At 68.0% G+C, this 24,522-nt stretch carries 28 protein-coding genes; 14 read left to right on the forward strand and 14 right to left on the reverse strand.

Features of this window, described 5'->3' with window-relative positions; translation table 11 throughout:
• The first annotated feature begins 20 nt into the window (after positions 1-20).
• The 3 genes from ACFWHT_RS01015 to ACFWHT_RS01025 all read left to right on the forward strand — a co-directional run bounded on the left by ACFWHT_RS01015 (position 21) and on the right by ACFWHT_RS01025 (position 3,786).
• Entirely contained in the window at positions 21-1,709 is a 1,689-nt protein-coding gene (locus tag ACFWHT_RS01015; protein WP_378824625.1) for an ABC1 kinase family protein, read from the forward strand.
• 68 nt (positions 1,710-1,777) lie between these two features.
• The gene (locus ACFWHT_RS01020; protein ID WP_378824626.1) at positions 1,778-2,767 is read left to right on the forward strand and encodes a hypothetical protein; all 990 of its coding nucleotides are present in this window, start codon (positions 1,778-1,780) and stop codon (positions 2,765-2,767) included.
• Entirely contained in the window at positions 2,764-3,786 is a 1,023-nt protein-coding gene (locus tag ACFWHT_RS01025; protein ID WP_378824627.1) for a hypothetical protein, read from the forward strand. The genes ACFWHT_RS01020 and ACFWHT_RS01025 overlap by 4 nt, the downstream gene beginning before the upstream one ends.
• Before the next feature lie 48 nt (positions 3,787-3,834).
• Here the strand turns inward: ACFWHT_RS01025 and ACFWHT_RS01030 are convergent, their stop codons facing one another.
• Genes ACFWHT_RS01030 through ACFWHT_RS01040 form a run of 3 tightly spaced genes read right to left on the reverse strand, consistent with a single transcriptional unit; the run spans position 3,835 to position 6,313 of the window.
• Positions 3,835-4,263: a DUF6069 family protein gene (locus tag ACFWHT_RS01030; RefSeq protein ID WP_378824629.1), complete on the reverse strand. Its 429-nt coding sequence runs from the start codon at positions 4,261-4,263 to the stop codon at positions 3,835-3,837.
• A 32-nt stretch (positions 4,264-4,295) separates the two neighbouring features.
• Positions 4,296-5,597, reverse strand: coding sequence for an ABC transporter permease (locus ACFWHT_RS01035; protein ID WP_378824631.1), 1,302 nt, complete (start codon positions 5,595-5,597; stop codon positions 4,296-4,298).
• Positions 5,594-6,313 (reverse strand): ABC transporter ATP-binding protein, encoded by a 720-nt coding sequence (locus tag ACFWHT_RS01040; RefSeq protein ID WP_378824633.1) that lies wholly within the window; start codon positions 6,311-6,313, stop codon positions 5,594-5,596. Before ACFWHT_RS01040 ends, ACFWHT_RS01035 begins: the two co-directional genes overlap by 4 nt.
• Before the next feature lie 150 nt (positions 6,314-6,463).
• Here ACFWHT_RS01040 and ACFWHT_RS01045 point away from each other — a divergent pair, with 150 nt between their 5' ends.
• Positions 6,464-7,642, forward strand: a complete 1,179-nt coding sequence (locus ACFWHT_RS01045; protein WP_378824635.1) for a sensor histidine kinase — start codon at positions 6,464-6,466, stop codon at positions 7,640-7,642.
• An 11-nt stretch (positions 7,643-7,653) separates the two neighbouring features.
• Positions 7,654-8,319, forward strand: coding sequence for a response regulator (locus ACFWHT_RS01050; protein WP_378824636.1), 666 nt, complete (start codon positions 7,654-7,656; stop codon positions 8,317-8,319).
• 555 nt (positions 8,320-8,874) lie between these two features.
• Here ACFWHT_RS01050 and ACFWHT_RS01055 read toward each other — a convergent pair.
• The 4 genes from ACFWHT_RS01055 to ACFWHT_RS01070 form a co-directional block, all read right to left on the reverse strand.
• Entirely contained in the window at positions 8,875-9,609 is a 735-nt protein-coding gene (locus ACFWHT_RS01055) for a substrate-binding domain-containing protein (RefSeq protein WP_378824637.1), read from the reverse strand.
• Between the two features lie 82 nt (positions 9,610-9,691).
• Positions 9,692-10,636, reverse strand: a complete 945-nt coding sequence (locus tag ACFWHT_RS01060) for an amidohydrolase family protein (RefSeq protein WP_378824639.1) — start codon at positions 10,634-10,636, stop codon at positions 9,692-9,694.
• The gene (ligK, locus tag ACFWHT_RS01065; protein WP_378824640.1) at positions 10,636-11,328 is read right to left on the reverse strand and encodes a 4-carboxy-4-hydroxy-2-oxoadipate aldolase/oxaloacetate decarboxylase; all 693 of its coding nucleotides are present in this window, start codon (positions 11,326-11,328) and stop codon (positions 10,636-10,638) included. The genes ACFWHT_RS01060 and ligK overlap by 1 nt, the downstream gene beginning before the upstream one ends.
• A gap of 17 nt (positions 11,329-11,345) precedes the next feature.
• Positions 11,346-12,377, reverse strand: a complete 1,032-nt coding sequence (locus tag ACFWHT_RS01070; RefSeq protein WP_378824642.1) for an amidohydrolase family protein — start codon at positions 12,375-12,377, stop codon at positions 11,346-11,348.
• Positions 12,378-12,548: 171 nt separating this feature from the next.
• On the opposite strand from ACFWHT_RS01070, the gene ACFWHT_RS01075 reads away from it, so the two are divergent.
• Genes ACFWHT_RS01075 through ACFWHT_RS01095 form a run of 5 tightly spaced genes read left to right on the forward strand, consistent with a single transcriptional unit; the run spans position 12,549 to position 16,755 of the window.
• Entirely contained in the window at positions 12,549-13,487 is a 939-nt protein-coding gene (locus tag ACFWHT_RS01075) for an ABC transporter substrate-binding protein (protein WP_378824643.1), read from the forward strand.
• Positions 13,488-13,494: 7 nt separating this feature from the next.
• Positions 13,495-14,316, forward strand: a complete 822-nt coding sequence (locus ACFWHT_RS01080) for an ABC transporter permease (protein ID WP_378824645.1) — start codon at positions 13,495-13,497, stop codon at positions 14,314-14,316.
• A 12-nt stretch (positions 14,317-14,328) separates the two neighbouring features.
• Positions 14,329-15,099, forward strand: a complete 771-nt coding sequence (locus tag ACFWHT_RS01085) for an ABC transporter ATP-binding protein (protein WP_378824647.1) — start codon at positions 14,329-14,331, stop codon at positions 15,097-15,099.
• Positions 15,096-15,890, forward strand: a complete 795-nt coding sequence (locus ACFWHT_RS01090; protein ID WP_378824648.1) for an ABC transporter permease — start codon at positions 15,096-15,098, stop codon at positions 15,888-15,890. The genes ACFWHT_RS01085 and ACFWHT_RS01090 overlap by 4 nt, the downstream gene beginning before the upstream one ends.
• A 10-nt stretch (positions 15,891-15,900) precedes the next feature.
• Positions 15,901-16,755: an alpha/beta fold hydrolase gene (locus tag ACFWHT_RS01095; protein WP_378824650.1), complete on the forward strand. Its 855-nt coding sequence runs from the start codon at positions 15,901-15,903 to the stop codon at positions 16,753-16,755.
• A gap of 27 nt (positions 16,756-16,782) precedes the next feature.
• Here ACFWHT_RS01095 and ACFWHT_RS01100 read toward each other — a convergent pair whose 3' ends face one another.
• Together ACFWHT_RS01100 and ACFWHT_RS01105 are read right to left on the reverse strand one after the other, a co-directional pair.
• The gene (locus ACFWHT_RS01100; protein WP_378824652.1) at positions 16,783-17,427 is read right to left on the reverse strand and encodes a GntR family transcriptional regulator; all 645 of its coding nucleotides are present in this window, start codon (positions 17,425-17,427) and stop codon (positions 16,783-16,785) included.
• Positions 17,428-17,909: 482 nt separating this feature from the next.
• Positions 17,910-18,653, reverse strand: coding sequence for an integrase core domain-containing protein (locus ACFWHT_RS01105; protein ID WP_378824654.1), 744 nt, complete (start codon positions 18,651-18,653; stop codon positions 17,910-17,912).
• Between ACFWHT_RS01105 and ACFWHT_RS01110 the strand changes: the two genes are divergently transcribed.
• The gene (locus ACFWHT_RS01110; protein WP_378824656.1) at positions 18,603-18,974 is read left to right on the forward strand and encodes an ArsR/SmtB family transcription factor; all 372 of its coding nucleotides are present in this window, start codon (positions 18,603-18,605) and stop codon (positions 18,972-18,974) included. The genes ACFWHT_RS01105 and ACFWHT_RS01110 overlap by 51 nt on opposite strands.
• Position 18,975: 1 nt before the next feature.
• Positions 18,976-19,956: an SRPBCC domain-containing protein gene (locus ACFWHT_RS01115; RefSeq protein ID WP_378824658.1), complete on the forward strand. Its 981-nt coding sequence runs from the start codon at positions 18,976-18,978 to the stop codon at positions 19,954-19,956.
• 60 nt (positions 19,957-20,016) lie between these two features.
• Here the strand turns inward: ACFWHT_RS01115 and ACFWHT_RS01120 are convergent, their stop codons facing one another.
• Entirely contained in the window at positions 20,017-20,316 is a 300-nt protein-coding gene (locus ACFWHT_RS01120) for a DUF503 domain-containing protein (RefSeq protein WP_378824660.1), read from the reverse strand.
• A 25-nt stretch (positions 20,317-20,341) separates the two neighbouring features.
• Positions 20,342-21,088 (reverse strand): ribonuclease H, encoded by a 747-nt coding sequence (locus ACFWHT_RS01125; RefSeq protein WP_378824662.1) that lies wholly within the window; start codon positions 21,086-21,088, stop codon positions 20,342-20,344.
• Between the two features lie 96 nt (positions 21,089-21,184).
• Here ACFWHT_RS01125 and ACFWHT_RS01130 point away from each other — a divergent pair, with 96 nt between their 5' ends.
• Together ACFWHT_RS01130 and ACFWHT_RS01135 are read left to right on the forward strand one after the other, a co-directional pair.
• Positions 21,185-22,234 (forward strand): mechanosensitive ion channel family protein, encoded by a 1,050-nt coding sequence (locus ACFWHT_RS01130; protein WP_378824663.1) that lies wholly within the window; start codon positions 21,185-21,187, stop codon positions 22,232-22,234.
• 46 nt (positions 22,235-22,280) lie between these two features.
• Positions 22,281-22,784: a hypothetical protein gene (locus ACFWHT_RS01135; protein WP_378824665.1), complete on the forward strand. Its 504-nt coding sequence runs from the start codon at positions 22,281-22,283 to the stop codon at positions 22,782-22,784.
• A gap of 27 nt (positions 22,785-22,811) precedes the next feature.
• On the opposite strand, the gene ACFWHT_RS01140 is transcribed toward ACFWHT_RS01135, so the two are convergent.
• Genes ACFWHT_RS01140 through ACFWHT_RS01150 form a run of 3 tightly spaced genes read right to left on the reverse strand, consistent with a single transcriptional unit; the run spans position 22,812 to position 24,482 of the window.
• On the reverse strand, positions 22,812-23,030 hold the full coding sequence (locus ACFWHT_RS01140) for a hypothetical protein (RefSeq protein ID WP_378824666.1): 219 nt from the start codon (positions 23,028-23,030) through the stop codon (positions 22,812-22,814).
• Positions 23,031-23,053: 23 nt separating this feature from the next.
• Entirely contained in the window at positions 23,054-23,428 is a 375-nt protein-coding gene (locus ACFWHT_RS01145) for a protealysin inhibitor emfourin (protein WP_378824668.1), read from the reverse strand.
• Positions 23,403-24,482 carry a M4 family metallopeptidase gene (locus ACFWHT_RS01150; protein WP_378824670.1) on the reverse strand — a complete coding sequence of 360 codons (1,080 nt, stop codon included), beginning with the start codon at positions 24,480-24,482 and terminating at the stop codon, positions 23,403-23,405. The genes ACFWHT_RS01145 and ACFWHT_RS01150 overlap by 26 nt, the downstream gene beginning before the upstream one ends.
• Positions 24,483-24,522: the final 40 nt, after the last annotated feature.

Raw genomic sequence — 24,522 nt, forward strand, 5'->3', positions numbered from 1 at the left:
CGCCGAAAGAAGGGGCCTCGATGGCGCACGATGTTCCGGGGCCCCGTCCGGCTGCGCATCGCGCGCGCTATCGCCGCATCCTCTCGTTCGCCGCACGCGCGTTCGTCCAGGTGTGGTGGTTCGAGCTCGTGCTGCCGCGGCTGGGCATGGCATCCGTCGCCGAGCGCACGCGGGGCCGGCGGATGCTGCGCCTGGCCCGGCGCTTCCGCGACCTGGCCGTCGACCTCGGCGGCCTGATGATCAAGGTCGGGCAGTTCCTGTCCTCGCGACTCGACGTGCTGCCGCCGGAGATCACCGCCGAGCTCGCCGACCTGCAGGACGAGGTGCCGGCCGTCCCGTTCTCCGAGATCCGCGCGGCCGCCGAGGCCGAACTGGGGATGCCGCTCGAGCGCGCCTTCGCCTCTTTCGACACGGTGCCCGTGGCTGCGGCATCCCTCGGCCAGGCGCATCGCGCAACCCTCGCCGCCGCGGACGCGGCCGAGACCGGACTCGACCGGGTGGTCGTCAAGGTGCAGCGACCCGGGATCGACGAGATCGTCGCGGTGGACCTGGCCGCCCTGCGCCGGGTGGCACGGTGGGCGCAGCGGGTGCACCTCGTGCGCGACCGCGTCGACGCGCCCGCTCTCGTCGAGGAGTTCGCGCAGACCTGCCAGGAGGAGATCGACTATCTGCACGAGGCCGCGAGCGCCGAGCGTTTCGCCGCCTGCTTCGCGGGGGATGCCCGGGTCGCTGCACCCGCTGTCGTCTGGGAGCGCAGCACGCGCCGCGTGCTGACCCTCGAGGACGTCACGGCGATCAAGATCAACGACACCCGGGCGCTGCACGAGGCCGGCATCGATCCGGCGGAGGTCGCGCAGGTGTTCGCCGACGTGATGCTCGACCAGGTGTTCACGCATTCCTTCGTGCACGCCGACCCGCATCCGGGCAACATCTTCGTCACGCCGCTGCGGGGTGGATCTGACGCACGTGCGTGGCGGCTCACCTTCATCGACTTCGGGATGATGGCGGAGGTGCCCGACAGCATCCGGGCCGGACTGCGGACTCTCGTCATCGCCGTCGCCTCGAGGGACAGCCGTGGCCTGGTGCGCGCCGCTCAGGAGATCGGCGTGCTGCTCCCCTCGGCTCGCACGGCCGAGCTCGAGCGCGCCCTCACCGTGCTCTTCGCCCGCTTCGGCGGCATGGGCCTCAACGAGCTGCGCGACGTCGACCCCCGCGAGATGGCCGACTTCGGTCGCGAGTTCGGCGACACGGTGCGCGCGCTGCCGGTGCAGTTCCCCGAGAAGCTGTTGCTGCTCATGCGCTCGGTGTCGCTCACCTCTGGTCTGTGCAGCGCACTCGACACGACGTTCAACATCTGGGAGCCGGTCGAGCCCTACGCCACGCGTCTGCTGCGCGACGAGGGTGGTGGCCTGCTGCAGGAGCTCGGCGGGCAGGCCGTGAAGAGTGCGGGCATGCTGTGGCGTCTGCCCGCACGCGTGGATGCGACGCTCGACCGGCTCGACGCCGGTACGCTCGCGTTCGACGTCTCCAGCCTGGAGAATCGGCTCGATCGCATCATCCGCGTCGCCTACCGCGCGGTGTCGGCGGTGCTCTTCGGCGGGATGCTGATCGGCGGCGCGCTGCTGCTCGGCCCGCTGCCGCCGCTGGGGATCGTGCTGATGTGCGGGTCGGTCGTTCCGCTGCTGCATGCGGTGTTCGGGCGGCGCTGAGCGACGGCGATCGCGGCGTGCGATGAGCTGATTGACGCGAGGATTCGCGCGTCGATAGTGTGCGAGCTATGCACAGTGGCGACGAGGGAGCATCGAGCGCGACGACGTCGCCGTTCACGCGGGGATGGTGGTCGAAGCGACGGCTCATCGCCGCAGGATCGATCGCCGGGACGATGATCGGCGTGCTTGCGATCGTCGTCCCGATCGCCGTCGCCGCCGGCGACAGATCCACTTCCGCGGACACGGTCACCGTGGACACACAGGATTCCAGCAGCGAGGGCGCGGGACTCGCGATCGCAGAGGACGAGTCCTCGGCATCCGTGATCGAACCGCTCGCGGACGGACTGTCCGCGAGCGTCGCCGGGGCCAGTGCCGACGCGCAGGTCGTGAAGACCGAGTGGTACTCGGTGCCGGTCGATGCCCCATGGGCCGAACTGTGGGCCACGCCGGGTGCGTGCACCACGGAGATCGTCGACTGGCTCGAGCAGCACGGCAGGATCATGCCTCCTCAGAAGCTGACGAGTTACATCACCAACACGGCCGCGACCGGCTCGATGGCGAAGGTCAGCCGCATCCGGCCCCAGGGAGACCTGACGGAGCCGCCCGCCGAGACGGTGGTCGTGGGCGCGATGGGATGCACGGGTGCCGGCGAAGAGGGCATCTACGCGACGATGGAGCTCGGTGTCGATCCGGTCGCGGTGTTCCATCCCTGCTACTCGGCGCAGGCGGAGTACTCGTGCGCGGGGTCGGCTGAGGTCGCACCGATCGCCGGAGACCCTGTGACCTTCGACGTGGCGCCCGGCGAGACTCGTACGGTGCATCTGCAGTGGACGCAGACCATGGACTTCGTCGGTCGATTCGTGGCCACGCTCGAGGTTGACGGCAACAGTTCGACCATCGACCTGTCTCCCTACGGAGCGGACCTCTCCTATCCCGCGGTCACCAGGCCGGATGACCGGTTGTACTTCGACATCGACGGTCCGTGGTGCCAGGTCGGTGAGGAACCGCGCCAGGAGCCCTGCAGCCTTGAGGCCTGGCTCGCCGTGGTGAACGGATGACGGCTCGTCCGTCGGCGAACGACGCACACGAGTCCACGTCATCGGAGGCCGGCGCGGATCCCGCAGCGACGGAGCACGGCGCAGACGTGGTGCAGGAGGTGCCGAGCCCCGGCGAGGCGACTGTCGCGGTGACGGAGAACGATGCCGCACCGGTGGAAGAGGCGGCGGGTCGGCCAGCCGTGCAGGTCGAGGCGGCGCAGCCGCCCCTCGCACCGGTGACCGCATCGCAGACGCTGCCCTCGGAGTCGCCCAAGCCCTGGTGGCAGCGTGCATGGGCTGTGCTCGGTGCGGTCGTCGGCATCGTCGGCGCGGTGACGGGTGTGATCAGCATCGTCCCCTTGCTCGTGCGCGATGTGACGACGCCGGATTCCCTCGCCGTGACCGCGGAATCCGCGGATGCCGAGCTGGCGCCGGTGTTCGCCGTCCCCATCGGCGCCGACTGGTCTGACTTCCCCACATCGTCCGGCGCCTGTTCGCAGGAGCAGCAGGCTTGGCTCGATGACGTCGGCACTCGGCTCACGGAGCGGTTCATGGTGTCTGTGGGGAACAGGGCATCCGAGGGCGCGACGCTGAGCCTGAAGGACTTCCGCGGGCAGGGCGAGACCGCCTCGACGAGTTCTGAGGCGGTGGCCGTGGTCTGTGATCGGGGCGGAACGGGCGGATCGTCCATGCGTGCCGCCCGGGTGGATCCTGCATCCGGGCGCACCGCAGTGTACGCCCAGGCGGACCCGTCGCTGCCGGACAACCCCCTTGTGTTCAACCTCGCACCCGGCGAGAGCGGCGACTTCGCACTCCTCGTGCAGAGCAGCGCCGATTTCACCGGTGACCTCGTGTTCACGGTCTCCGTGGGATCCGAATCGTGGACGGCCGTGCTCCCCGTCGACGGCGGGGTCTCCGTGCCCGGCCTCGCTGCCCAGCGCTTCACGATCTCTGAGGGAGGACTCGCCTGCGTGGGGACCGAACCCTGCGATCCACACGAGGTGCTGCAGGACCTGATGCTCGCCTCGGGGAAGGTCTGACGGTTCTGTCTCTCTGGCGACGGCGGCGGGCTCGGGCTTGACGCACCGTCAGTCCGCGCCTCCCGCGGTGTCGGCGCGCAGGGGCAGGTACCGGCGGTAGGTCAGCACGGCGATCGTGATCGTGACGACGTGCATGAGCATGAGAGCCGCGGCCGCCAGCCACCCCATCGTGGCGCCGACCAAGATGTCGGGAACGAACGAGACGACGAGGAAGGCCGGCACCAGCCACCGCATCACGCGTGCGGGTCGCCCGGTGTACCGGTTGATGAGGTGCCAGCCGACGGCGCCGGCGATCGCGGCGATGACGGTGAACGCGATGTAGGCCATCGGCTGCAGCCCGCCCGTCGCCTCGGCGCCGAGGGCGACCGCGGCGAGGGCGACGAGCGCATTGGCGAGGCTCGCGCTGACGGCGACGATGGCTGCGCTGCGCGCAATCGCCGTGCCGGCACGATAGCGGGTCGTGGTGATGGTGGTCATGATGTCCTCCTGTGTGATGTGCGGTGGTGGTCTCACTCGTAGCGCAGCGCGTCGACGGGGTCCTTGCGCGCGGCACGCGCCGCGGGAAGAGCGCCGGCGAGGAACGCGACAGCCATGATCAGCAGAATCGTGAGGGCGACGGTGACCGGGTCGAACGCGACGATGGTCAGCCCGGGCAGGTCGGACAGCAACGCGCCACTGAGGAAGCTGCTGGCAGCGGTGCCGACGAGCATCGCGACCACCACCCCGATGGCACTGCCCAGGAATCCGATGAACACGGCCTCGGTGCTGAACAGCGCGAACACCCGGCCGCTGCCCATGCCCATCGCCTTCATCAGCCCGATCTCTCTGGTGCGCTCCTGCACGCTCATCAGCAGCGTGTTCACGATCCCGAACGCGGCGGCCAGCAGTGCGATCGCGGCGAAGACGTTCAGCACCAGCACGATGGTGTCGATCACGGTGGTGAACGCGCCGAGCTGATCGGCGGTGGTGGTGCCGCTGAAGCCGGCGTCTGCGAGTCTCTGCTTGAGGGCGTCGATCTGATCCGGGGTGAGGTCGGCGTCGAACCAGGCGGTCGCTTGCGCCCACCGGTCCAGCTGGTCGGCAGGGAGCCCGGTGCTCTGCAGCTGGTACAGCTCGTCCTCCAGCGCGTGGTTGGCGATCAGACTCGCCCCGCCGGGAGCGGCGAGAGCATCCTCGGCGACACCGACGATCTCTGCCTGCACGGTGCGCTGCTCGAAGGTCCCGTCGGTCAGTGCGACGGTCAGAGTCTGACCGACCGCCGCGTCGGCGCTGTCGAAGCCGAGCGGCTCGACGTAGCTGACGGGGATCGTGGTCTGCAGGTCGGGGCTGTCGTCATCCGGCTCCGCGCCGGCCGCCAGCTGCATGGTCTGCCCCGGGATGATGCCGCCGAGGCCGGCGACGTACCGGGTCCCTTCGTCTCGCTGGATGTAGTCCAGCTGCACGGACGTGACGGGCTCGATTCGGAGCACGCCGTCGACGTCGCCGACCGTGGTGATGTCGTCGTCGGTCATCAGAGTCACCGAGCTCATCGCCGGTCCTTCGCCGGTCGTCACCGAGTCGGGGTCGTATTCGCGGGGGCTCGTGTCGGTCGGGTCGGATGCGGTATCGCTGGTCTTGGTGATCGTCATCACGTCGCTCGCGCCGATCCCCGAGACCGTGTCGGTGATGTACCGGTTGATGCCGGTGCCCAGGCCGCTGGTGAGGGTGAGCGTGAACGCGCCGACGAAGATCGCCAGCACGGTCAGGGTCGTGCGCGCCCTGGAGCGCAACGTGTTCGCGATCGCGGTGCCGATCAGATCTCCGGTCTTCATGCCGCCACCTCCTCGTCGACGATCACACCGTCGCGGATGTGGATGCGACGGTCGCAGCGGCGGGCGAGCTCGTCGTCGTGCGTGACGATGACGAGGGTGATGCCCCGCTCTCGATTCAGCGTGAAGAGGATGTCCTCGACGGTCCGGCCCGTGTTACTGTCCAAGTTCCCGGTGGGCTCGTCGGCGAAGATGATCCGCGGGGTGTTCACCAGGGCGCGAGCGATCACGACCCGCTGCTTCTGACCCCCGGACAGGTTCACCGCCTTGTTCTTCGCCTTGTCGTCCAGCTCGAGCTGCTCGAGCGCCGCCATACCCCGCTCGTGCCGCGCCCGCCGGCCGACGCCGGCGATCTTCAGCGGCAGAACCACGTTCTCCAGAGCGGTCTGACTCGCGGTCAGGAAGAACTGCTGGAACACGAACCCGAACGTCTTGTTCCGCGCTCGGTTCAGCTGTCTGCCCCGCAGACGCTTCGTGTCCTGACTGTCGAGCATCACGGAGCCGTCAGTCGGCTGATCCAGCAGTGCGAGAACATGCATCAGCGTCGACTTGCCGGAGCCGCTCTTGCCGACGATCGCGAGGCTCTCGCCCTCGCGGATGTCCAGGCTCACCCCGCGCAGCGCCTCGAACCGGCCGGCGCCGTGCCCGTACGTCTTGCGCAAGTCGCGCACGGAGATGATGGGGGTGCCGCGGTCCTGGACCGATGCAGGCTGGGTCACGTCGAGCCTCCTCGTGATTCGGTGTCGGACCAGGCTCCCGCGGGAACCGCTGGGCGCGCGTCGCCCCCAGGGGGCAACCCCGTACCCCAGCGGGGGTATCTCCCCGGCCGGGCTCCCGGGACCACCTCAGACCGCCCGATAATGGTGAGCGTGAGCAACGCGCAGACGCCGGATCCGGTGCCTGTGCGCGCCCGACCACCGGGTTGGGCACGCGACCTCATCGCCGCTGGAGCGGTCTTCCTGACGACGTTCGGGCCCCTCATCCGCTTCGCGGACCAAATCGCCCTGATCGGCTGCGTCGTCGCCGGGCTGCCCGTCGCGCTCATGTTCGTACGCCGGCGGTTCCCGTGGGCGGTGCTCGCCGTGTGCGTGCTGTGCTTCGTGCTGGCATCCCTGACTCTCGTGCTCACGCCGTTCTCAGCGCTGCCGACCGGCATCGCCATCTTCACCGTCGCCATCCGGAACACCCGGCGGACCACACTCTTCGCCGTGCTGGGCGTCCTGGCTGTGCTGATCCCCGCATCGGTGCTGCGCGAATGGGAGATGCTGCACCCGTTGACGGTGCTCGTCGTGGTCATGGTCGGCTTCTTCGCCGCGGCGGGCGACGCCGCCCGCACCCGCCGTGCGTACATCGACCAGATCACCCAGCGCGCCATCCAAGCCGAGCAGACCCGTGAAGCCGAAGCCTCCCGCCGCGTCGCCGAAGACCGGCTTCGTATCGCCCGTGACCTCCACGACGCCGTCGCCCACCAGATCTCGGTGATCAACCTGCACGCAGGTGTCGCGAACCGCACGATCGACGATGATCCCGAGACGGCGAAGTCCGCCATGGCGACGGTGGGTACCGCCGCCCGTCGCGTCCTCGGTGAGATCGGTGATCTCCTCGCGACACTGCGCGCACCGGGTGAGCCCCAGCCGCTGGCGCCGGCGCCGGGCCTCGCCCAGGTGAGCGCGCTCGTGGACGAGTTCGAGGCATCCGGCCTGCACGTCACCCTGCGCCTCGACGGCGAATCGGTCGATCTTCCGCCCGCCGTCGATCTCGCCGGTTACCGCCTCATCCAGGAGGCGCTGACCAACGCCCACAAGCACGGATCCGCCCCGCGGGCACATGTCTGGATTCAGCGCGACGAGGCACGACTGCAACTGGTCGTCACCAATCCCGCCTCGAGCGCGCCCGGCCCCGATGCACCCTCCGGGCACGGGCTGGTCGGCATCCGCGAGCGGGTCGCGGCTGTCGGTGGCACGCTGAACGCGGACCTCGACGCAGGCCTCTTCCGTGTCGAAGCCATCCTGCCGCTCGCCCCGGACACGTCGGCAGGGCTCACGTGATCCGCGTCGGGATGGCCGACGACCAGGCTCTGATCCGCACCGGCGTCGCCCAGCTGCTGCGCTCGGAGCCCGACATCGAGATCGTCGGCGAGGCGGAAGACGGGCACAGGGCCGTCGCGCTTGCGCGTGACACGCATCCCGACGTCGTGCTGATGGATATCCGGATGCCGCATATGGACGGCATCGAGGCCACAGCGGCGATCTGCGCCGACCCCGCCCTCGCCGCGGTTCGAGTGCTCGTTCTCACCACGTTCGAGGAGGATGAGTACGTCGTCGCGGCGCTGCGAGCCGGTGCGAGCGGCTTCATCGGGAAGGGATCGGACCCCGGCGAGATCGCCCGCGCGATTCGAGCCGTTCACGCCGGTGACGCGCTGCTGTCGGCATCCGCCACCCGCAGCCTCATCGGCAAGTACCTCCACGCCGACGCCGCCCGACCGCCGAGCCGGATTCCGGCAACCGATCCGGGGGTGCTCACGCCGCGCGAACGGGAGATCCTCGTGCTCGTCGCCCGCGGATTCTCCAACGACGAGATCGCGTCAGAGCTCTACATCTCCGCTCACACGGCGAAGACGCACGTCAAACGCATCATGGCGAAGATCGGTGCTCATGATCGCGCTCAGTGCGTCATCTACGCCTACGAGACCCGACTGCTCGAACCCGGCGCCGACAGCCACTGAGTGACGGTCGGGTGCGCGGTCATCGCCCGGGACAGTTCGTACGAGGGACCCGATGCGGTTTCCGAAGAGAAAATGTCGGTAGCGGAACGAAATCCGCACCCGCATATGAGGTGGTTGAGGGTGACGTCACCCTTGGGCCGGCCTCGTGTGGAACTGACGACCGCTCGGAATTCGTGTGCGCGGCTGAGTGCTGCGTGCCCCCGGGGCCACCCCGTGGTGGGCTCGATTGGCCTCGGCTCGATGGCACACCGGGCTGGAGCGAAGCGCCGTGATCGCTCACGCCCGTCGGAGAAGTGTCACCGCGGGAATGTCCGGATTCGTCGATACGGTCGAGCTCGGGGGTCGCTGTACTGGCTCAGCTGACCGAGGAACCGGCCGCCCGCAGCCGATCACACGGTGGCGCGGCGGGCGACGTTCGCTTTCGGACGTGGACGGCCTCTTCGTGCGACACGGCTCGGGCGGGCGCTCTGAAGACCGGTCGCTTCGCCGATCTGACGGTGTTCGACTCGGATCCGTTCGAACGCCAACTGTCGCATATCCACAGCGCCCTGACGTTCACGGGCGGTCGTATCGACTACGACGAGCTCGGATGCCGTAGCCGGTCGTCAGCGCGGGGTCACCGAAGGCGTGCTGCGCCTTGATCGGCGCCGCAGCCTCAGAAGCGAAGAATCGCAACGCCAAGGCGGCGGTAGCCTTCTCGCCGGAGGCAGAAGCTATAGCTCCGGAGAAGACGGTGACGATCGCGCATTCGTCCGGCATCACGCCGAGAACACGCACCCCGGGCTGCCTGGTGAGCTCGCTGAGTTGCTGGAAGCCGAGGTCTACCTGCCCCTCGGCGAGCAGCTTCGCGACGGGGATGCCCGGGGATGCCTGCACGAGGCGATCACCGACTTCGCCGGTCATGCCCCACTCGTCGATCATGTTCACGAGAGCCGTCCCGCTGGGGCCCGTGGAGTAGCCGACCCGGGACGCGGCGCGCAGCGCTGCTCGCACCTGCGCAGCGTCAGCGAAGGCCGGGAGTTGCGGTCCACCGCTCTGTTCGCCGCAGCCGGATGGCACCGCGATCGCCACCGGCGAAAGCATGAGCGGCGTCACGGTCGAGACTTCCACGTGACCCGCGGCGGCCAGCTTCGCCAGCGCACCGTCGGCGAGGAAGACGAGGTCGAACGGCTCACCCGCTGCGATGCGCTTGGCCGCGTCCACTCCCCCGACAGACTCGACGTCCAGGCGCGGCAGGCCGGCACCGTGAGCCGCCACCGTCAGATCGCCCAGCACGTGCCGAGTCGCCATCGACGAAAGCCCCCTCACGAGGCATGCTCGTAGGTATCGGCGTCGCTGTCGCTCCACCCGCGGCGGCCATGCGGTGCCATGGTCAGTCCCTCCAGTAGAGGCGGTGCGGGTTGTCGACGAGGAGCTTGCGCTGCAACTCGGGCGTGGTCGCGATCTGGGGGATGTAATCGACCAGCAGCCCGTCGTCGGGCATGTGGTCTTTCAGGTTCGGATGGGGCCAATCCGTTCCCCACAGCACACGGTCGGGGAACTCTTCGACCACTCGGCGGGCAAACGGCACGACATCCGTGTACGCGAGCCGCTGACTGCGTGCGACATCTTCGGGAAGAGCGCGCGGCCCGGTGACGCTGAGTCGCTCAGGGCACGAGACTTTTGTCCACACGTTCGCGTTCCCGCGCATGAACTGCAGGAACAACGCGAACTCCGGCCCGTCGGGGGACTTCGTGACGTCGGGTCGGCCCATGTGGTCGACGACGACGTCGGTCGGGATGTTCGAGAAGAAATCGTACAGCTCGGGCAGGTCCTCGGCCTCGAAGTAGATGACAACGTGCCACCCGAGCGGAGCGATCTTCGCGACGATCTCCTCGAGCGATTCCGTGGGGGGGCGGTCGACGAGCCGCTTGACGAAATTGAACCGGACGCCCCGGACACCGGCGGCGTGCAACTCCTTCAGTTCGTCCTCGGTGACGTCGCGCCGCACAGTCGCGACACCCCGGGCGCGCCCACCGCTGCGCCGCAGCGCGTCGAGCAGGGCCCGATTGTCGGCGCCGTGGCAGGTCGCCTGGACGATAACGTTACGTTCAAACCCGAGATGGTCGCGCAGTGAGAACAGCTGCTGGGCAGACGCGTCGCATGGTGTGTACTTGCGCTCAGGAGCGTACGGGAACTCCACCCCGGGGCCGAAAACGTGGCAGTGCGCGTCGACGGCACCCGCCGGCAACCGGAAGGTCGGCGTCGAGGGCCCTTCGTACCAGTCCAGCCAGCCCGGCGTTTTTTCGAAGCCGCCGATGGTGTCACCGTGCGCCATCACTCCTCCACGTACTCGAGGCCGACGGCAGCAAGCGGCTCCCGCATTCCATAGAGGTCGAGCCCGAGCACCCCCTCGCGGAACTTTTGCCGTTTGCTCTCCTCGTTGTCTTCGCGCGTGCGGCTGGCATCCGCGACAGCGCCCACGAGCGCGCGGGGAACGACGACGACCCCATCCACATCGGCCACGACCACATCACCCGGGTTGACCACGGCGTTAGCGACGACAACGGGGACGTTGACCGAGCCGAGGGTGGCCTTGACGGTGCCCTTGGCGTTGATCGCACGCGAGAAGACCGGAAAGTCCATCCTCTCGAGGTCCGCCACGTCCCGGACACCTCCGTCGATGACCAGACCCCTACAGCCGCGTGCGGCCAATGAGGTGGCCAGCAACTCGCCGAAGAACCCGTCTTCGCTCTCGGTGGTGCAGCCGGCGACGATGACGTCGCCGGCTTGCACCTGCTCTGCGGCGACGTGGAACATCCAGTTGTCTCCGGGCTGCAGCAGCACCGTCACGGCCGGGCCGCACACAGCAGCTCCGATGTAGGCGGGGCGGATGTACGGACGCATGAGCCCAACCCGCCCCATGGCCTCGTGAATGGTGGCAACGCCGAACTCCGACAGACGTGCGACGTCGTCGGGGTCGGGGCGCTGGATGTCGGTGCGCACGATGCCGAGGTCGTTCAGACGCATGTTCTTCTCTCTCTCTCTCACAGCCCTCGCGCCGCCAACGCCCGATCGAGGCGGGGGTAGACGCGGCGGACGTTGCCCTCGAACACCAGCTCCCGCTCGGCGCTGGACAGGTGAGGTGTCGCGTCCACGTAGCGTTTGGTGTCATCGAAGTAGTGGCCCGTGCGCGGATCGACATCGCGTACGGCGCCGATCATCTCGCTGGCGAACAGGATGTTCTTCGTCGGAATGACGTCGGCCAGCAGGTCGATGCCCGCCTGATGGTAGACGCAGGTGTCGAAGTAGACGTTGTTCAAGAGGTGCTCTTCCAGCTCAGGTTTGCCGAGGGCCATAGCCAGGCCGCGGAACCGGCCCCAGTGATAGGGCACCGCACCGCCACCGTGCGGGATCACGAGTTTCAGGTCGGGGAAGTCGCGGAACAGGTCGCCCCTGACCAGCTGCATGAAGGCCGTGGTGTCAGCGTTGACGTAGTGGTCGCCGGTCGTGTGGAACACGTCCGGACGACACGTCGTGCTCACGTGCACCATAGCGGGGATCTCGTATTCGACGAGCTTCTCGTAGATCGGGTACCAGGAGCGATCGGTCAGCGTCGGGGCGGACCAGGCACCGCCGGACGGGTCAGGGTTGAGATTGACGGTGACGGCCCCGAGTTCCTCCACCGCCCTCGTCAACTCGGGGATGGTCGTCGCGGGGTCGACACCGGGGGACTGCGGCAGCATCGCGCCCATGAGGAAGCGGTCGGGGAACAGACCGGCTACCCGGGCCACGAGGTCGTTGCAGAGGCGTGCCCAGGTCTCGCTGGCCGAGAAATCACCGATGTGGTGGGCCATGAACGATGCCCGCGGGCTAAAGACGGTGACGTCGCTGCTGCGGTCGTTCATCAATCGCAGCTGATTGGACTCGATGGTCTCGCGGATGTCGTCGTCGCTGATCCGTAGGCTCGACGGGCCAGGCGCCGGACCCTCTCCCCGAGTGAAAGAGATCTGCAAGTCACGCCACGCGCCCAGCGGTGGCGGTGCCGTCGTGTAGTGGCCGTGGATGTCAATGATCACGCTTCAGGTTCCTTATCGCTCAGGTCTTGCCATTTTCGAGTTCTGCACCCGATAATGTCAACAATGTTGTTATCATCGGCGCGTCCGCACCGATCGAAGGTCCGGTAAACCAAAGGAGATTTCCCGATGAGATCAATACGAGTGGGCGTAGCGCTCCTCGCTCTTTCAGGCATGGTCGCAGCGCTCGTCGGATGCTCCTCCGGCACAGCGGAACCGTCGGACGCCGACGACGACCTCGGGACACTCCGCGTGGTAACCACCGTGCCGAACTCCCTGCAGTTCATCGGCGTGCAGGCCGCTGACACCCTGGGCACGTGGGAAGGCACCGGCCTGAAGGTCGAGGTCGTCGATGGCACCTCCCCCAACTCGGGACAGTTCCTTGCGGGCGGTCAGGCCGATATCGCCATGACCGACGGCATTCGAGGGCTTGCCAATATCGGCGAGGGTCTGGACGCGACATTCGTAGCGGGAACCTACAAGCCCTGGCCGCAACTGGTGATCGTCCGCGCCGACTACCCGGGCGACACGTTCGCGGATCTCAAGGGCGCGAACTTCGGCATCTCGGGCACAGGTTCGGCTGGTCACTACGCCACGCACAAACTTGCCGAGGCCGAAGGATGGAGCGAGTCCGACTACACCATCACGCCGCTCGGCAACCTCCAGGCGATCACCGCCGCCTTGCAGTCCGGCGCCATCGACGCATTTACCTGGAGCGCCGACACCGGCTTCGACCTCGAGGAGAAGGGAATCGCGCGCGTGCTCGGTCCCACCGCAGAGGTCGTGGGCCCAAACCTCTTCCAAGGCTTCGTCGTCATGAACAATGTCATCGAAGAGCGTCCTGAGGCGCTGCGCGTCTTCTTCGAGAACTACTTCTCGACTATCGAGCGCGTCCAGCAGGAGCCGGAATCGGCCGTCGAAGTCATGGTCGGGTGGGGCGTCGGTCAGTCCGCCGCCGAGCGCACCGTGGAGCAGGATGTTCCCGAGCTCTCAACCGACGGGAAAGTTACCGCCGAAAACCTGCGCGGCCTGGAAGAAGCCGCCGAGTTCGCGACCGGCAACGTCGTCGACGCGGACGAGCACTTCGTCTACTGGCAAGATCTGCTGAAGTGATCACTCCGTGACCCTCACCATCGACACGAAGACCTTCCGGCGGAAGACGCCGACCGGGGACGCGAGGAAGAGCGGGTTCTTCGTCGCCCTCGTCCGCGCAGCCGTGATCCTCGCGCTCCTGGGGCTGTGGGAGCTCGGCGCCGCGAACGGCTGGATCAACGAGCTGTATGTCTCGCGCCCGAGCGCGATCGTCACCGCGATGATTGGCCAGCTGAGCCAAGCGCTCACCCTGGACGCGCTCGGGGCGACCGTCGTCGCGGTTCTCGTCGCATTCGTCATCGGATCGGTCATCGGGATCCTGCTCGGAATCGGGATCGCGAGCCGGCCCATCCTCAAAGAGGCGTACATGCCGGTCGTCATGCTCATCCTCAGCGCACCGAAGTCGGTGTTCCTGCCGATGCTGATGATCCTCTTCGGGTTGCGTCCGGAAGCAGCGATCGCGTTCGGCGCGATCCTCGCGGCCGTGTACGTGACCGTCAACATGGCCGCGGCGATGGAACTCGTGCAGCCGCGCTACTTCCGCGTCGCGCGGGCGTACGGCGCGCCCACCCGCGGGCGGCTCATCCACATCGTCCTTCCCGCGGCGACCCCCGGCATCTTCACTGCCCTCTGGCACGGATTGCGCAACGCCTTCGAAGGCGTCGTCGTCGCGCAACTATTCGCAGGAACGGTCGGAGTCGGAGCGCTCGTAAGAACCTTCAGCAACACCTTCAGGACAGATCAGGCCTTGGCGCTGATCTTCCTGGTCTCCATCAGCATCATCATCGTCGGAACCCTATGGGCTCGCGCCGAACGACGACTGACTCGCTGGCGCACTCTTCAGGCATAAAGGGAACCCGAAATGAACCAATCGCTGATCGCGTCCGACGTGAGCGTCGCATACGACACGGCAGACGGCCGTCTCACCGCCTGCACCGACATCCACCTTGAAGTTCGCGCCGGGGAGTGCGTCACCATCATCGGACCCAGTGGATGCGGTAAATCGACGCTGCTGCACTGCCTGGGGGGACTTATCGCACCGTCGGCCGGTACCGTTCACCAGGGCGATGCTCTCCTGCGCGAGCCCGATCCGCACCAGGCGGCCTTCGTCTTCCAGGATTACAGCCTCTTCCCCTGGAAGACGATCCTGGACAACGTCGCCATCGTACTGCGCTTCCAGGGAACGTCGAAGAAGGAGGCTCGGGAGCGGGCCCGCACGCAGTTGGCGTTCGTCGGCCTCGGTGATTTCGCCGATGCATATCCGGCACAGCTCTCCGGCGGCATGCAGCAGCGCGTGGCTCTGGCTCGTGCTCTCGTCATGCAGCCGCGGACCCTCCTCATGGACGAGCCCTTCGGCGCTCTCGACGAACAGACTCGTCGCACCCTGGGCCGGGATATTTCGCAGATCCTATACGAAACCGGCCAGGGCGTCGTGCTCATCACTCACAGCCTCGAAGAGGCCATCTATTGGGCGGATCGGATCGTCATCATGTCTCCGCGGCCCGGGACGATCAAGGAGATCATCTCAGTCGATGCCCCTCGCCCCCGTGGCCTCGACTTCCTCACCTCGGATCGGTTCCAGGAGCTGCGGGTGCACCTGTTCGATCAGATCGAGAATCCGGGCATCAAATGACCGCCGCCATTACGACGCAGCGCCGTTCCCGCAGCGCTTACCAATGGAAACTCGCGGGGCTTCGCGCGCTTCCGGTCGTCGTCATCGTCGTCGCCTGGGTGCTCGGGAACACCGCATTCGGTGTGTCGCCCCTCATCCTTCCGGACATCGTCGACTCGATCGCGGAGATCGGCGTCCTCCTGGTCAGCCCCGACTTCTACGCCGCGGTCGGCATCACGATCATGGAGATCATCGGAGCGCTCCTGCTTGCCTCCGCGATCGGTTTGATCGTCGGGTTTCTGCTTGGTCGAGTGCGTTTCGTCGCCCGGGTGTTCGAGTCGATGCTCGGCTGGGTCTACATGTTCCCCTTTGTGCTGCTGTATCCGATCTTCCTGCTCGGGCTGGGAGTGGGGCCCGGCTCGAAGGTCGTGTACGCGGGCTTGGTGGGCGCCATCCCCATCGCGTACAACACCGTGCGCGGCCTTGCGCACGTTGACAAGAACTATCTCCGGGTCGCGCGCGCCTTCGGAGCGCGACCACTGGCCACCGACCTGCACGTACGTCTGAGCGCAGCTCTGCCGATGATCCGCGCGGGGATGCGCATCGGCTTCTCGCTTGTTCTGATCTCGGTCATCCTGGCCGAGCTCCTGGGCTCCACGTCCGGGCTTGGGTTCGAGCTGCAGCGCGCGTCCGACACGTTCCAGAACGCCCGCGCGTTCGCCCTGGTGATCTTGATCCTGGTGGTCTGCGGCGTCCTGCAATACTTCCTCGAGCGGCTGCTCACCCCGAACTACGAAAAGTACCTCCGCTGAGGACCGCACCGTGAACATTCCTCTTCTGCTTCGGCCGCTGTCCGTCGACGGACACGAGATCGAGATGGCCGAGCTCTTGGGCGAGGAGCAGGATCGCTCCGCGGCCATCATCCACCTGCACGGCAAGGGCGGAAACTTCTACTCCCTGCCATTCCGGTCGCTGGCCCCGAGGCTGGGACCGGGGATGCCGGTCAGCTACAGCCTGAATATGCGCTCGCACGACATCGGTTACTCCCGCGGCGATCTTCCCGCGGAGGACTTCCCCACCGGCGGCGACATCGCCGTGTCCGGTGGCGCATGGGAAGACCTCAATACCGGCTGGCGCGACTTGGAAATCGCCGTCGAATACGTACTCGCCGCCGGAGCGCGGCGTGTCTACTTCGTCGGCCACTCCTCAGGAGCGTTCTACGCCGTCGATTACGCTGCCCGCCGTGGCGCCGATGTTCCTCTGGCCGGGCTCGTCCTGTGTTCGGCCCTGACGTCGAACCGGATGTCGCTGCATCGATGGTTCCCCGACGAGGAGGAACGCGAGCGCGTCAGGGCCCAGGCCCGCGCGATGCAGGCGTCCGGGCACGGTAACCAGCTCATCCCGCTTCCGGCATGGTACGGCGCCATCTCCGCAGATTCGCTTCTTCAGCGTGAGCGGGAGTCGCCAGATCACTTCGCGCGGGCACTGTCCGGGGTCGACGCCCCGGTGGAGTTCGTGTGGGGGGCGCAGGAGTCCCGCGCCTCGCAGTGGCGCACGCTCGCAGAAGGCCATCCCCGCGGGTCCTGGACCGAGCTCTCTGAGACCGATCACCACTACCTGGGTGCCGAGCGCGCGTTTGCGCGGTCGGTGGAGAAGTTCGTCAGCCGAACCCGCTGACCGTCAGCGACTCGACAGCACTCCGCGTCAGAGCATCACAGGTGCTTCGGCGAAGGTCCGGAGGGTGGTGATAACGCTGCCCACATGGGCCGCCATCGCCGCCGCAGCGGCCGCAGTGTCGCGTGCGCAGACGCTGTCGATGATGGCGAGATGCTCGGGCAAGGACGTGCTGGGACGCCCGGGAACGAGGTACAGGCGGAACTGCTGCCGCACCATCTGGTTGTGAAGCTGTTCCAGCACGCGCCGCGAAGCGGAATGGTCCGCGACATCGCGCAGCGTGGCATGCAGTGTCAGGTTCAACTCCGAGTACCGCATGAGTTCGTTCTGCTCGACGGCCGCGGTCATGTCTGCACCAAGTTGCTTCAGGAATGCCGCCTGCTCGTCAGTGATCTTCTCGGCGGCGCGCGCAGCCACCAGGCTCTCCACGACCTGTCGGATCTCGGTGATGTCGATCGCTTCTTCGACAGTGATCTCCCGCACGCGCGCCCCGCGGTTGGGCTGGAGCTCAACCAGACCTTCGGACTCCAACTGGATCAGCGCATTGCGCAGCGTGAAGCGGCTGGCGCCGTATTCCTCCGCGAGATCCGCCTCGATCAGACGCTGACGGGGCGCGTACGCACCGCGGAGGATCGCGTCCCGAAGCAGACTTCGCACATCGGGTTTGTCGGGCACCACGCACCCTCCTTCGGAGCGAGCAGAATTGTTGACAATATAGCGGATGTGGGCGGGTATTGCGAGAAAGCGACGCGTAGCGGTCGTCTACGACGGGCTCGGGACCCCCGTAGACCGCCGCCTCCAGGGGGCACGGGGCGGTTCGCGAGGTGCACGGCGCATCCAGGAGCACCATGCCGCCCGTCGCACCCAGTCGAAGATGTTCCAGGTCGTCCCGACGGAGCGCGTCGGGACCGCCTCCGGGTGGCGGCGCGAAGTGCCTCGCTCGGTGTGAAGTCGATCTCCCGGACTGCGACGGCGCAGAACGGCATCGATGACGCGTAGGCCGAACCGGGAAGGCAGTCGGTCACGAGTGCGGCCCGCACTCCGGCGTCGAGCAGGCGACGACCGGAGGGATAGGTGTGATGCCCAGGTAGGTTGGTGAGTCTGCTGATGGATGGGGCGCCGGTCGCGGAATGGGACGTGAAGCCCCTCTTCGGATTTCATCGTTTGCGGGGTTGATAGTCGCGATCGGGGTCAGGGTGTGTTCGGCGAGGACCTCGCCGGTGTTGCGGTGGATGATCATCGTGTCCGCTCCGGTGGTGAGGAGTGTGATCGGGGTACCGGCGTGGGGTCTTCCGATGCCGAGGTGGCGGAGTTTCCCGGCGTAGCGGAGGGTGGTCTTGCCGGATGGGGTCGACGGTATCGAATCGGATTCGCCAGTGCTGTTGTCGGCGGCGCTGACCGGGGTGGCCTTCGGAAGAGCGGCATAGGTCTCGGCGGGGTGCGTCGCCGCAGGGCCCGGTGCGGGCGTTGTTCGTGTAGACGCGCTGGAACGCGTTCAGTTGGTCCTTCAGCGTCTGAAGTGTTGCGGCGGGTTCTCGGGTGGCCAGCCAGCGTTTCAAGGTCTGGTGGAAGCGTTCGATCTTGCCTTGAGTCGGTGTATGTGCGGGACGGCTGTTCTTCTGGGTGATCTCCAGTCGTGGCGGGAGGTTCTCGAAGCCGTTTCGGCGCCTCTGCCGTGTGCGAACCGGGTCGTGTAGACCAGTGGCTCGTGCCGGCGAACGCGCCAACGCTGCGAGCGACCCCGAGCGGCGCACCGGGCGCGTGGCCGCCTGGTGCGTACTCCGATAGTGCCTGGCGGACGCCGCGAGACCTCTTGACAGGGGCATCCGCTCGCCGTAACGTACAACCAAATGGTTGTACAAACAGAACTCAGCGAAGCGGAGATCGACCGTGTGTTCCATGCACTGGCGACGGCGACCCGGCGTGACATCCTGCGCCGCACCGTCGAACGCGAGCAGTCCGTCTCCGTGCTGGCCCGCGACTACGACATGTCGTTCGCCGCGGTTCAGAAGCATGTGGCCGTGCTCGAAGAGGCGCGGCTCATCGTCAAGCGCGCCGAGGGACGCGAGCGGCTCGTCCGCGCGAACCCCGAGATGATCGCCCGTGCGCGGGCGCTCCTCGCCCGATACGAAGAGCTCTGGCGAGCACGCATCGCCCGACTCGACAACCTGCTGGCCGAAGCGCCGGCATCCGACAACGCAGGACCCAGAGAAGGAGACTGACATGCCCGTCACCGACATCATCACCGACCACGAGAATCTGACGATGACCGTCATCGCCGACCTCGCCGCTCCGATCGAACGCGTCTGGGGCGTCTACAGCGACCCCGAGCAGCTCGGTCGCTTCTGGGGCCCTCCGGGCTGGCCCGCCACCTTCACCTCGTGGAACCACGAGGTCGGCGGTCGCGCGACCTACACGATGAACGGCCCGCGCGGCGAGAAGTCCTCGGGGTACTGGGAGTTCCTGGCCATCGATCGGCCGAGCCGGTTCGAGGTGCTCGACGGCTTCAGCGACGAGGACGGCGTGCCGAACGCCGATCTGCCGAGCATGCGCATGGAGTTCACCTTCGAATCGACCGCCGACGGGACCCGGATGCGCAACACCAGCCACTTCGTCTCGCTCGAGGCGCTCGAGCAGGTGGTCGCGATGGGCGCCGTCGAGGGCACCCGCATGGCGATGTCGCAGCTCGACGCCGTGCTGCAGGATCTGCGCGACTACTCGCAGGGCAAGGGGACGGAGGTCGAGCTGCTCGACGACACCCACGTGCGCATCACCCGTCTGGTGGAGGGGTCGCGCGACCTCGTCTGGCGCGCCTACACCGAGCCCGAGCTGATCAAGCGGTGGATGCTCGGTCCCGACGGGTGGGAGATGACCGAGTGCGAGGTCGGCCTCAGCGCCGGCGATCGCTACCGCAACTCGTGGGCTCCCGTCGGCGACACCGAAGGCGAGCCGTTCGGCTTCGAGGGCGAGATGCTCCTGGTCGACGCCCCGCGCCGCGCGGTGCAGCTCGAGCGGATGCAGGGCACCGACGGCCCCGACATCCTGAACGACGTGAGCTTCTACGAAGAGGACGGCGCGACCCTCATCACGGTGCTCATGGAGTTCCCCGATCAGGAGACCCGCGACATGATCCTCGCCACCGGCATGGCCGACGGCATGGAGGAGTCGTACAAGCGTCTCGAGTCGGCGGTGCTCACCGTCTGAGGTCACGACTGCGGAGAGACCGGCCGATCCCGTCGCGGGTCGGCCGGTCTTCGCCGTCCGTCAGTCGTCGCCGCTGGAGTGCAGGCCGCGCCGGGCGGACAGCAGGGTGATCTCGGGATGCTGCTCAGCCAGCAACCGCTCCGCCTGATCGAGCACCTCTCGCACGTGACCGACATGCGTGGCGACGGCGGAGACGCCGATCGTCGTACGACGGTGCAGGTCCTGCGCGCCGACCTCGGCGACGGCGACCTCGGTGCGTCGGGACAGCTCGGCGATGATCGGCCTGATCACGCTGCGCTTCGCTTTGAGGGAATGCACGTCGCCGAGCAGGATGTCGAACTCGATCCATCCGATCCACATGGCGTCAGTCTGGCATTCCGCGGAGTCAGATCAGCCGGCGCAGCGCCTCGGCGAGGGACACGCCCTGCGCATCCGCTCGATCACGCAGCCGGGCGTGCTCGGCACCGGTGAGGGCGAGCGTCAGCTCGAGCGGTGACGGGGCGTCCTGCGCATCGAGACCGTCGAGCAGATCGGATGCCTCCGCCCAGAGCGGCGTGGCGGTGCTCGCCGTCTGCGCCCGACCCGCATCCGATGCCTGTGACGGCGCGGGCGGGGCCGCCTCGGCGGCGACCGCCATCGCCCCGGCCAGCACGGCCCCGCCGTCGATGGCCGAGGTGAATCCGGGGCCACGCCGCGGCTCCTGCTTCTGCTGGTAGGCCTTCGCCGCGGCGTTCGCACGCTCGTCGGCGGCCTCGTTCAGCGGGTGCCCGGCATGCCCCTTCACCCACGAGAACTCGACGTCGCGCCCGCGCATGGCCTCGTCGATGCCCTCGAGCAGCTCCCGGTTCAGCACGGGCCCGCCGTCGGACTTGCGCCATCCGCGGCGCTTCCACCCGGGCATCCACTTGGTCACTGAGTCGATCACGTAGCGGCTGTCGCACTCGATGAGCAGCTTCTCGTCGACGCCGGCGGTGGCACGCAGCAGCTCGAGCACGGCCCGCAGCTCACCCTGGTTGTTCGTGCCGTGCGGCGAGCCGCCGGCCGCCCAGCGCTCGTCGTCGATATACCAGGCCCAGCCGTTGGGGCCGGGGTTGCCCAGGGCGGAGCCGTCTGCGGCGGCCGTGATCGTCATCCCTCCACCGTACGGCGTGCGTGATGCGGCCGGCGTCGGTCGCAGCCGAGCCCCCTACGGGTGTCGCCCGCCCGAGCGCCCCCGTACGCTGAACGGATGGCATTCAGCATCGATTGGGAGTCCTGGATCGGTCCTGTCGTGGCCATCGGCATCGCGCTGATCGCCGCACTGGTCGTCATCGTCGTCACCCACCTCGTGGCCGCACTCGTCGGGCGCGCAGCGCCCTGGGCGCTCGAGCTCGATCGGCGGGTGCGCGCGCCGTGGGGGGTGGTCGTCGGCGTGGTGGCCGTCTGGATCGGCTGCGCGATCTCGCTCGCCCCGGTGCTGGGCTGGTGGCCCGGCATCTCGCGAGTGTTCCTCATCCTCACGATCATCGCCGGGGCCTGGCTGCTGGCGTCCCTGGCCTCGTTCGGCTTCGAACAGCTCATGGCGAAGGAGAACAGCCTCGCCGACGGAGCCGCCGCGCGACGTCGCCGCACCCAGCTCGTGGTCATCCACCGGCTGTCGCTGGTCATCATCGCCGTCCTCGCCCTCGGCACCGTGCTGTTCACATTCCCCGAGATGCGCGCGGTCGGCGCGAGCGTGCTCGCCTCGGCGGGCATCGTCAGCATCATCGCCGGGCTGGCGGCGCAGTCGATCCTCGGCAATCTCATCGCCGGCATCCAGATCGCCTTCACCGACGCCATCCGCGTAGGCGATGTGGTCGTCATCGAGGGCGAGTGGGGGCGCATCGGCGAGATCAACCTGTCGTACGTGGTCGTGTACATCTGGGACGAGCGCCGCCTCGTGCTGCCCTGCAGCTACTTCACCTCCACCCCATTCGAGACCTGGACGCGCAAGTCGGATCAGGTGCTCGGCACCGTCTACATGGACCTCGACTGGCGGGTGCCGATGGATGCCGTGCGCGCCCGGTTCACCGAGATCATCGAAGCGTCGGATGCCTGGGACCGTCGCACCGCGAACGTCAAGGTGACCGGGTCCGAGGGCGGGTTCGTGACCGTGCGGTTCGTCATCTCGGCGAAGGACTCCGACGACCAGTGGACGCTGCGCTGCGATGTGCGCGAGCAGATGATGACCTGGCTGCAGCAGGAGCATCCCGAGGCTCTTCCCCGCACGCGCGTGCTGATGGAGCAGAACGCGCGCTAACCGACAGCGGCGCCCGGCAGCGCGCCGCAGTAGGTATCGTCGAGGGATGTCCGGGTTCGCCGTCAAGGCCGTGATCGTCCTCATCGTGGTCGCACTGATCGCGGTGATCGTCGCGAGGTTCTTCCGCCGGGTCGCGCCCGCCAGGGCGGTGTCAAGACGACAGCGGATGCCGCTGCTGGTCCCGCTCGCCGGCGCGGTGCTGCTCGTCGCCGGCTTCATCTTGGGTGTCGCCGCCTTCGCCTCCCGGTACACGGCGGAGCTGCTGCCCGCCCGGATCGCGTCGGTGATCGTGTTCCTCGCCGGGATCTGCGTTCTGCTCGCCTATCGCAACTGGTATCTCGAGGCGGAGCCGGATGCCGTGCGCTTCCGGACGATACTCGGGCGGGAGAAGCGGATCGCCCATCGCGACATCGCCTCGTTCCGTCTCACCCGGATCGCCGGGCGCGAGCGGGCCGTGGTCCAGTCGACCGAAGGCGTCAGGCTCTCGGTCGACACCGGCCGCTACAGCGTGGCCGCCCTCGTCGCGGCCGGCCGCAGCCGGGCATCCTGAGCCGACGGGCTCGCGGGGGCCCGGCGATCAGTCCTCGGGCTCGCCCGACTCCGACGTGTCCTCGGCCTCGGGCGCGGGCGCCGCGACCGGGAACACCATGCTCGTGTACCTGGCGCTCAGACCCACGTCCATCAGGTCCATCGACGGGGCGTCATCGAGGCGCTCGGCCGCCTGCTCGTCGAGCGGCTCGCCGGGCAGGGCCGCCCAGGCGCCCGGCTCCTGCTGCTTCTGCGTGAACAGTCCCATGGGTCCATTGTCACCCCGGACGATCAGCTCGGGGCGGTGCGATCCTGTGCCGCGCCGGCTGCATCGGCGTCGCGCACGGCATCCACCAGCTCACGCCATGCGCCCTGCAGGAGCGTGTCGGGGATCACCTGCTCGCGCTGCTCATCGCGGACGACCGCATGGATGCTCCACACATACCGGTCCGCACCCGCCGCGCCCTCGGGGTCCAGGCGATCGTCCCACGGACACCGATCGACCAGCGCCGCCCACTGCGGCGTCTGCTCGGGCGCGGGCTCCACGCGCCAGCGCCGCCTCAGGCCGGCGAGGCCACCGGTGCGCACCACGGCGACGATGATGCGCCCGCTGTTCGCATCATCGCGGGCATCCGGCCCGTCACCTGGGGGTTCGTACTCGCGCATCCTCGATCACTCCGACGGCGACCCACGCGTCGCGGACCGCCGATTCCACGCTAGTCCCGATCGAGGCCGCCGCGGTGACGGTCTGCTCGGCGAAGGCGGTGAATCCGGCGGTGGACGACAGGCCACCCGTCAGGGCGCGGTACCACGCCAGGCCCGCGCCCTCCCAGGCGCTCCCGCCGAGCGTCGTCGCGGCCAGCGCGAACGCGCGGTTCGGGATGCCCGAGTTGATGTGCACGCCGCCGTTGTCCTCGTCGGTCGTCACGTAGTCGCGCATGTGCCCGGGCTGCGGGTCCTTGCCGAGCTCGTCGTCGTCGTACGCGGTGCCCGGTTCGAGCATCGAACGCAGTGCCCTGCCTTGAACCGCATCCGTGAAGATCCCCTCGCCGACCAGCCACGTGGCCTGGCCGGCGGTCTGACCCAGCAGGTGCTGCTCGGTGAGCACCCCCAGCACGTCGGCGATCGACTCGTTCAGGGCTCCGGACTGCCCCTGGTAGACCAGGCCGGCGGTGCTCTGGATCACCCCGTGCCCCAGCTCGTGCCCGATCACCGACACCGAACGGGTGAAGCCCGTGAACACCTCGCCGTCTCCATCGCCGAACACCATGCGCGAGCCGTCCCAGAAGGCGTTGTCGTAGTCCTCGCCGTAGTGCACCGTGGCGTTCAGGGCCGCGCCTGCACCGTCGAGCGAGTCCCGCTCGAACGCCTCGAGCAGCATGCGGAACGTGGCGCCGAGACCGTCGAAGGCCTCATTGACCGAGGCGTCGGCGACCGGCTCGTCGTCCTCGCCGCGCACGATCACGCCCGGAAGCCTCTCGGTGTTCTGGGCATCGAAGATCGTGCGGGTGGGGGCGGCCGTGACCTCGGCGACGAGGGCGCCGTCGGCATCGATCGAGAGCTCGAGGGTCGAGTGGAACGTCGGCCGGCCGGCGATCAGGGTCTGCTTCGCCGCCCGCGCGGCATGCGAGTACCGGTCGGACTCGGCCAGTCGCGCCAGCAGGTAGCCGGGCACGATGCCCTGGTGGATGGGGGTGGTCGCAGCTTCTCCGGTGCTCATGCCCCGACCCTACGCCGAGCGTCGGACAAGGGCACCGGCG

The sequence above is a fragment of the Microbacterium sp. NPDC058342 genome, assembly GCF_042723935.1.
Lineage (GTDB): Bacteria > Actinomycetota > Actinomycetes > Actinomycetales > Microbacteriaceae > Microbacterium.

Coding starts and splice junctions, on each gene's coding strand:
- ACFWHT_RS01145 (WP_378824668.1), bottom strand. CDS start 23,428: ATGCGCGAGTACGAACCCCCAGGTGACGGGCCGGATGCCCGCGATGAT.
- ACFWHT_RS01110 (WP_378824656.1), top strand. CDS start 18,603: ATGGTTGTACAAACAGAACTCAGCGAAGCGGAGATCGACCGTGTGTTC.
- ACFWHT_RS01060 (WP_378824639.1), bottom strand. CDS start 10,636: ATGGCGCACGGTGACACCATCGGCGGCTTCGAAAAAACGCCGGGCTGG.
- ACFWHT_RS01135 (WP_378824665.1), top strand. CDS start 22,281: ATGTCCGGGTTCGCCGTCAAGGCCGTGATCGTCCTCATCGTGGTCGCA.
- ACFWHT_RS01115 (WP_378824658.1), top strand. CDS start 18,976: ATGCCCGTCACCGACATCATCACCGACCACGAGAATCTGACGATGACC.
- ACFWHT_RS01120 (WP_378824660.1), bottom strand. CDS start 20,316: ATGTGGATCGGATGGATCGAGTTCGACATCCTGCTCGGCGACGTGCAT.
- ACFWHT_RS01055 (WP_378824637.1), bottom strand. CDS start 9,609: ATGGCGACTCGGCACGTGCTGGGCGATCTGACGGTGGCGGCTCACGGT.
- ACFWHT_RS01105 (WP_378824654.1), bottom strand. CDS start 18,653: ATGGAACACACGGTCGATCTCCGCTTCGCTGAGTTCTGTTTGTACAAC.
- ACFWHT_RS01150 (WP_378824670.1), bottom strand. CDS start 24,482: ATGAGCACCGGAGAAGCTGCGACCACCCCCATCCACCAGGGCATCGTG.
- ACFWHT_RS01130 (WP_378824663.1), top strand. CDS start 21,185: ATGGCATTCAGCATCGATTGGGAGTCCTGGATCGGTCCTGTCGTGGCC.
- ACFWHT_RS01020 (WP_378824626.1), top strand. CDS start 1,778: ATGCACAGTGGCGACGAGGGAGCATCGAGCGCGACGACGTCGCCGTTC.
- ACFWHT_RS01025 (WP_378824627.1), top strand. CDS start 2,764: ATGACGGCTCGTCCGTCGGCGAACGACGCACACGAGTCCACGTCATCG.
- ligK (WP_378824640.1), bottom strand. CDS start 11,328: ATGCGTCTGAACGACCTCGGCATCGTGCGCACCGACATCCAGCGCCCC.
- ACFWHT_RS01125 (WP_378824662.1), bottom strand. CDS start 21,088: ATGACGATCACGGCCGCCGCAGACGGCTCCGCCCTGGGCAACCCCGGC.
- ACFWHT_RS01030 (WP_378824629.1), bottom strand. CDS start 4,263: ATGACCACCATCACCACGACCCGCTATCGTGCCGGCACGGCGATTGCG.
- ACFWHT_RS01085 (WP_378824647.1), top strand. CDS start 14,329: ATGAACCAATCGCTGATCGCGTCCGACGTGAGCGTCGCATACGACACG.
- ACFWHT_RS01140 (WP_378824666.1), bottom strand. CDS start 23,030: ATGGGACTGTTCACGCAGAAGCAGCAGGAGCCGGGCGCCTGGGCGGCC.
- ACFWHT_RS01090 (WP_378824648.1), top strand. CDS start 15,096: ATGACCGCCGCCATTACGACGCAGCGCCGTTCCCGCAGCGCTTACCAA.
- ACFWHT_RS01075 (WP_378824643.1), top strand. CDS start 12,549: ATGGTCGCAGCGCTCGTCGGATGCTCCTCCGGCACAGCGGAACCGTCG.
- ACFWHT_RS01035 (WP_378824631.1), bottom strand. CDS start 5,597: ATGAAGACCGGAGATCTGATCGGCACCGCGATCGCGAACACGTTGCGC.
- ACFWHT_RS01015 (WP_378824625.1), top strand. CDS start 21: ATGGCGCACGATGTTCCGGGGCCCCGTCCGGCTGCGCATCGCGCGCGC.
- ACFWHT_RS01050 (WP_378824636.1), top strand. CDS start 7,654: ATGGCCGACGACCAGGCTCTGATCCGCACCGGCGTCGCCCAGCTGCTG.